This window comes from Mucilaginibacter sp. P4_E8, from assembly GCF_056401495.1.
This window is the reverse complement of record NZ_JBFUJG010000206.1, coordinates 1-6,677: the sequence shown is the minus strand read 5'-3', so window position 1 is coordinate 6,677 and position 6,677 is coordinate 1. Positions and strand designations below refer to the sequence as shown.

The 6,677-nt window shown below is 39.0% G+C and carries 6 protein-coding genes; all 6 read left to right on the top strand.

Going from position 1 to position 6,677, the window contains the following annotated elements; genetic code table 11:
* Window positions 1–16 precede the first annotated feature (16 nt).
* The 6 genes from AC1DRQ_RS28690 to AC1DRQ_RS28665 are packed head-to-tail and all read left to right on the top strand — an operon-like array spanning window position 17 to window position 6,640.
* Entirely contained in the window at window positions 17–943 is a 927-nt protein-coding gene (locus AC1DRQ_RS28690) for a glycosyltransferase family 2 protein (protein ID WP_477429129.1), read from the top strand.
* Window positions 944–1,942: a glycosyltransferase family 2 protein gene (locus tag AC1DRQ_RS28685; protein ID WP_477429127.1), complete on the top strand. Its 999-nt coding sequence runs from the start codon at window positions 944–946 to the stop codon at window positions 1,940–1,942. It abuts the gene before it with no gap.
* On the top strand, window positions 1,939–2,967 hold the full coding sequence (locus tag AC1DRQ_RS28680; RefSeq protein ID WP_477429125.1) for a glycosyltransferase family 4 protein: 1,029 nt from the start codon (window positions 1,939–1,941) through the stop codon (window positions 2,965–2,967). The genes AC1DRQ_RS28685 and AC1DRQ_RS28680 overlap by 4 nt, the downstream gene beginning before the upstream one ends.
* Complete coding sequence (locus AC1DRQ_RS28675) at window positions 2,964–4,196, top strand: glycosyltransferase (RefSeq protein WP_477429123.1); 1,233 nt, start codon at window positions 2,964–2,966, stop codon at window positions 4,194–4,196. The genes AC1DRQ_RS28680 and AC1DRQ_RS28675 overlap by 4 nt, the downstream gene beginning before the upstream one ends.
* The gene (locus tag AC1DRQ_RS28670; protein WP_477429121.1) at window positions 4,186–5,463 is read left to right on the top strand and encodes a glycosyltransferase; all 1,278 of its coding nucleotides are present in this window, start codon (window positions 4,186–4,188) and stop codon (window positions 5,461–5,463) included. Before AC1DRQ_RS28675 ends, AC1DRQ_RS28670 begins: the two co-directional genes overlap by 11 nt.
* Window positions 5,464–5,476: 13 nt before the next feature.
* On the top strand, window positions 5,477–6,640 hold the full coding sequence (locus AC1DRQ_RS28665) for a glycosyltransferase family 4 protein (RefSeq protein WP_477429119.1): 1,164 nt from the start codon (window positions 5,477–5,479) through the stop codon (window positions 6,638–6,640).
* Window positions 6,641–6,677: the final 37 nt, after the last annotated feature.

Below are 6,677 nucleotides of genomic sequence, written 5' to 3'. Positions count from 1 at the left end.
ATTAGTATCTATTTGCATGCCCGCTTATAATGCTGGGAAATACATCACCGAAGCTTTAAACTCCATAATTAATCAGTCGTATCAAAACTGGGAGGTTATTGTTATTAATGATGGCTCAACGGACAACACGGCCCTTGAGCTTGAAAAAATATCCGATATTAGAGTAAAAAAACATCATCAGGAAAATAAAGGCCAGTGCGCCGCGGCTAATAAAGCATTCAGGTTGTCACAGGGAGACCTGATTAAATTTATGGATGCTGACGATATAATCTCACCCGATTTTATTAAAGAGCAGGTATCAAAAATCAATGGAGAAAAAAAAATCATCGCTCATGCATCATGGGGAAGATTTTATAAGGATGACCTGGCAACTTTTACTATAGCCGAGGATGTTATATTAAGGGACATGAAGCCGGCAGATTGGCTCATTGCATCAATGACTGATAAACAGGTCATGCTTCAATGTGCTTTATGGCTTATTCCCCGGGAAATACTTGACCGTTCAGGATTGTGGAATGAAAAACTTTCCCTTATTAATGATTTTGAATTTATTATAAGAGTATTGCTTTGCGCAGATGAACTTAAATTAGCAGAAAGAGCTACCCTGTATTATAGGAGCGGTTTAGCATCTTCTTTATCAGCCACCACATCAAAAACAGGAGCGGAGTCTGCTTACAATGCAATTGACCTGGGAACTCAATATCTTTTAAGATACGAAAATAGCAATCTTGTCAAAAAAATCGCTGCAGACTGTTTTCAACGTCTTGTATATACTTTTTATCCTACACACAGAAGCATAATCAATAAGGCGAAATCTAAAGTAAAAGAGTTGGGCGGCTCCGGTATTCCTTTTCCAGCAGGTGGGTATACGAAATTGTTAGTGCGGATAATTGGGTGGAAAGCAACCCAACAACTTAAATATTCATTTAAGCATATAACTTAATTGGCTCGCTGTAGAATTTACGTCCTCACCTACAAAAGAAACCATTTGCTGTCCAGAGCTATTCAAAGCCTGCTTGATCAGAGTTTCCCTGATTGGGTATGCGAGATTCATAATGACAGCCCCGATGATCACTTCCCTGAAAGCTATATCAGATCATTAAATGATCCCAGGTTTATTGTTAAAAATCACGACCTAAACATTGGTGCTGTTGCCAGCTTCAATCTTACTTTTGCAGTTTGTGAAGAACAATRTGCAAGTATTCTTGAAGATGATAACTGGTGGCAGCCTGATTTTTTGCTGGAAATGGTCTATTTGATGGATAATAACCCTGCTGTTAATATTGCTTGGAGCAATATGAATTTATGGGAGGAAATGCCTGGTAATGAATGGAAAAACACCGGAAAAACTATCTGGCCGCAAAACAAGGGTGTTTATGCCTTTAAATGGCCAGAAAACAAACAGGCAATGAGCGCATTACATTCAAACGGCGCAATGATRTTCAGAAGTAAGACAGCCTGTAACTATGTAATTCCCGAGAAAGTGTTCTTTAATGCCATTGAACTGGTTCGTGAGCGTTCCTTTGAACATCCAATACTTTTAAATAATAAACCGCTTGCCAATTTTGCTATCACCATCAATACAAATCGCACCAATGATCCCTACATCTGGATCGCAACTCAGGCAATGCTGCTTGCCAGTTTCGTTCAGGCTTCCTATGACCCACAAAAAACATTTATAGATAGTCTGGATTATTATCGAACGCAAGAGCCAAACCCGTTGGCAAATTTTTTCCTTGCTAATTTTTTAATAATCAAAAACAGATCGCTTTATAAATATTTTAAGATTAACGACTGGTTTGCAATTACCAAATGGCTGGTCAAACATGGTTACAGGTTGAACTACATTAAAAATTATCTGAAAACACAAAACGAAACCTATAGTTTTTTACTTAAAAAAACCCGTTTAAGGTATCAGGAATCTAATAAAGGCCAGGCTTGAAGATCGCTATGATAGTAAATCCGTTGATACCTGTTCCGCCGGAGCAATATGGGGGCATAGAGCGGATTGTTTACATGTTGGTACAGGAGCTCAGCAAGAAAGGACATGAAATTACACTATATGCCAATAAAAATTCTAAACCCGGCTGTAAACTTATTGGCTACCGCGAGTCTGAAAATTATGGCTTAATGGATATGATAAAGATCAATCTGTTAACATCTGCCATTGCTTTTGGCAATTATGATATTGTGCATACTTTTGGCCGTATGAGTAATATAGGTTTGCTGATGCTGGGCAAGCTGCCTAAAATAGTTTCCTACCAGCTTCCCCCTACCGTATCACAGGTAAAAAAGGCAGTTAAAATTTCCGGCAAAAATTCACTTCAGTTTACGGCATGCAGTAATTATATCGCCAGGCAAATTAACACGATAAGTAAGGTTACCACCATTTATAATGGCATTGATATAAATGATTACCAGTTTAATAACGATATTTCCGCAGATGCTCCACTGGTATTTTTAGGAAGAATACAGCGTGAAAAAGGGACTGCCATTGCCATACAAACAGCAATCAAAACTAACCAGAAGCTAATTATTGCAGGTAATATACCGGCCGAAAATATCCACCAGCAATATTTTAATGAAGAAGTAAAACCACTTATTGACCAAGACCAAATAAGGTATATTGGGCCCGTAAATAATATCCAAAAAAACGAATTATTAAGAAACGCCATTGCTTTACTGATGCCCGTTACCTGGGATGAACCATTTGGTATAGTTATGGCCGAAGCCTTTGCCTGCGGTACTCCTGTAATTGGTTTTAACAGGGGCGCCGTTCCCGAAGTTGTAACCAACGGAACCACTGGTTTTATATGCAATACCGTTGACGAAATGGCAGCAGCTGTTCGTAATATTGATATCATTGACAGGAATAACTGCCGTAAGGTTGCAGAGGAGAAATTCAACTCCGTGTTACTGGCGGCCCAGTATGAACAGCTTTATATGAATGCATTAAACAAATATTGAAGAATATTACTTTTATAACAACCGGGCAGCCCACTACCAATCCGAGGCTGGTTAAAGAAGCCGAAACTTTAATAGGGCTTGGCTACAGGGTAAAAGTAATATGCTGTTTCTACCAGTCCTGGGCGCAAAAATTTGACCAGGAGATCATCAGCAGAAACAAAAATGTTTATATTTATTGCGGAGGCGATCCGGAGGTACATAGGGCAGCCTATTTTAAAACCCGTATTCGCCAAAAAATATGCTCACTGCTTTTTGGATTTACGAAAGCCTTGGGGGTACCTGAAAATGCTATTAGCCGTACACACGCCGAAGCATTGCACTTAGCCAAAAAAATAAAAACAGACCTGTATATAGCCCACAATCTTGGTGCCCTGCCGGCAGCGGTAATAGCTGCAAGGTACAATAATGCCAAAATAGGCTATGATGCGGAGGATATGCATTCCGGTCAGTTTGTTTCCAATAAGGATGGAATGTACCTGCTTAATAAATACATTGAGGAAAAATATTTTGCGCAAACTGATTATTTTACAGCGGCAAGTCCGCTTATTGCCAAAAACTACCAAAACATGTACTCCTGTTTAAATCCGGTAGTTATTAATAATGTTTTTCCAAAAACAAAGCTAACGCTGAACCTCAATTATAAAACGGACCGACCCTTGAAACTTTTTTGGTTCTCACAAACTGTTGGCGGTGACAGAGGACTTGAAATAATAATAGCGGCCATGTCACTTATCAGCAAACCAACAGAATTACACCTGTTAGGTAGTTGTTTACCGGCAGATAAACAGCATATACTGAAATCAGCAAAAGACAACGGTATTCATGAAAATCAAATATATTTTCATAGACCAATTGCAGCCGGTGACGTTATTAAACTGGCTGCCCGGTTTGATATCGGCATGGCTACTGAAACAGCATCAAGCCTTAACCGGGATATTTGCCTTACCAACAAAATTTTTACATATGTACAGGCTGGTCTGGCCGTCATTGCAAGTGATACTCAAGCGCAGGAGCTCTTCCTGGAACAGTACCCTGATTCGGGGAATTTATACCATAAAAATGAAGTTCAATCAATGGCAAACTGCATTAACCAATATGCAGAAAACCCTGAAAGTTTGTATCGAATCCGTGAACTTAATTATGGTCTTGGGCAAACTACATTAAACTGGGAAACCGAAAGCAAAATATTCCGGAATATAGTTGAGCAAACCTTAAATAATGTTCAATAAGCGTATCCTCATCATATCCCCCTACTTCGCCCCTGTTAATGCTGCAGATATACAGCGCATAAGAATGAGTTTGCCCTACTTTGCAGATCATGGTTGGAATGCTGAAGCGGTGATGGTTGATGAACGTTATACAGATATGAACAAGGATGCACTATTACTGCAAAGCGTTCCTTCAAATATTAAGATACATAAAGTTAAGGCTCTTGGTAAAAACTGGACTTCAAAATTAGGGCTTGGCAGCATTGCGCTACGCTCCCTGTGGTTTTACAAACAAAAGGTAAACAGACTTTTAAAGGCTAAAAAATACGATCTCATTTATTTTTCAACTACCCAGTTCCCGGTTTGTATTTTAGGCGCTTATTGGAAAAAAAAATTCGGTATACCCTACATCATTGACATGCAGGACCCCTGGCATTCTGATTATTATATGGATAAACCAAAGGCGCAACGCCCACCAAAATACTGGTTCTCCTATCGTTTAAATAAATACCTGGAACCAGTAGCTATCAAAAATGCCGATGGTTTGATAAGTGTTTCTGTTGATTATATTGATGACCTTAAAAACAGATATCCTGTCATAAAAAATATCCCTGCTGCTACGATCACCTTTGGTGCATTTGAGCCCGACATGCAAATTGCTGAGGAAAACCATGCAAGTTTCACTAACCTGCTGGATACCCAATTGATCAACATAGTTTATATAGGCCGGGGCGGCGCTGATATGCACCAGGCAATAACACCTGTGTTTGAAGCGCTTAAAAAAGGGTTAATTGATAATAAACGGGTATTTGAGCGGCTAAAATTATATTTTATCGGTACCAGCTATGCGCCTGCCGGTCAGGGAAAACCAGGCATATTACCCCTTGCCAAACAATATGGCGTAGAAGAACACGTGATTGAAATTACTGATCGGATAAGTTATTATCACACCCTGTTCACTTTACAACAGGCAGATGCACTCTTTATTCCGGGTTCAGATGATCCTAAATATACCGCATCAAAGATCTACCCTTACATGTTAACTAAAAAACCGTTACTGGCTATTTTTAATGCAGCAAGTTCTGCTATAAAAATCCTCAACGAATATGGATTAAAACATGTTTATGATTATGACCATATAAAACAAGCCGATCTTAATGATTTTTTTACCAGTTTATCCTCGGGTGATAATAATACGCAACAATATAATCAGGAAGCAATAAATAAATACTCGGCCTCACAAATGACTATAAACCAATGTCATTTCTTTGATAAAGTAGTTAAATGATATATCTATATTAATGCGTTTAGCCATCCTCACTACTCATCCCATCCAGTATTATGCCCCGGTTTYTAAATTGTTGAATGAAGCACAACAGATCAACATCATAGTATTTTATACCTGGGGTCAAAAAGCAACAGAAAAATTTGATCCTGGTTTCGGAAAAAATATTGATTGGGATATCCCGTTGCTGCAAGGCTATGACTATGAGTGGGTAAAAAACACTTCCACTGATCCCGGATCGCATCACTTCAAAGGAATTATTAACCCCGAATTGATTGCCCGGGTCAATACCTGGCAGCCTGATGCTTTATTGGTTTTTGGATGGGCCTACCACAGCCATTTGAAGGCTATCCGCTATTTTAAAACCCGGATACCTGTTTATTTTAGGGGCGACTCAACGCTGCTCGATGTTCAAAATGGATTTAAAGCGCTATTAAGATCTGTTTTTTTGAAATGGGTTTACCGCCATATTGACCACGCTCTTTACGTAGGTACCAATAATAAAGCTTACTTTAAAAAGTATGGCCTAAAAGATGAGCAATTAAGTTTTGCACCCCATGCGGTTGACAATGACAGATTTATTGCCGACAGAACCGATGAGGCCTTGAAACTACGCCAAAACATTGGCATTCCGGCTGGCGATGTACTCGTATTGTTCGCCGGTAAACTGGAGCAAAAAAAATCCCCTCTGTTACTATTAGATGCTTTTTTAGCTTTGGGCAAGCCCAATATTCATTTATTATTTGTGGGTAACGGTATTATGGAGGCACCAATACAAACCAAAAGCAGCAATCATAAAAATATCCATTTTATTAATTTCCAAAACCAATCCTTAATGCCTGTAGTATACCAGGCTTGTGACCTTTTTTGCCTGCCTTCCAAAGGGCCAGCTGAAACATGGGGACTTGCCGTAAATGAAGCTATGGCTGCTGGTAAACCTGTATTGGTATCTGATAAAGTTGGTTGTGCTATTGACCTGGTGATACCTGGTTTTACAGGCGATATTTTTGAATCGGAAAATTTATCGGATATTACTGAAAAACTCAGACTTCTTACAAATGATAAATCTCAATTGAAAATCTTAGGAACTAATGCAAAAAATAAAATAGCCGAATGGAGTTTTAGCAAACAAGTGGCCGCTATCTTAAATAAAATAAAGGATAACCATGCAAGCCAATAAGCCCCCGTTAGAGCGGTTCATTGTATTATTCCTGCCC

Bases quoted from the DNA above. Each gene is read 5' to 3' on its own strand.
- AC1DRQ_RS28690 (WP_477429129.1), top strand. From the start codon at position 17: ATGCCCGCTTATAATGCTGGGAAATACATCACCGAAGCTTTAAACTCC.
- AC1DRQ_RS28670 (WP_477429121.1), top strand. From the start codon at position 4,186: ATGTTCAATAAGCGTATCCTCATCATATCCCCCTACTTCGCCCCTGTT.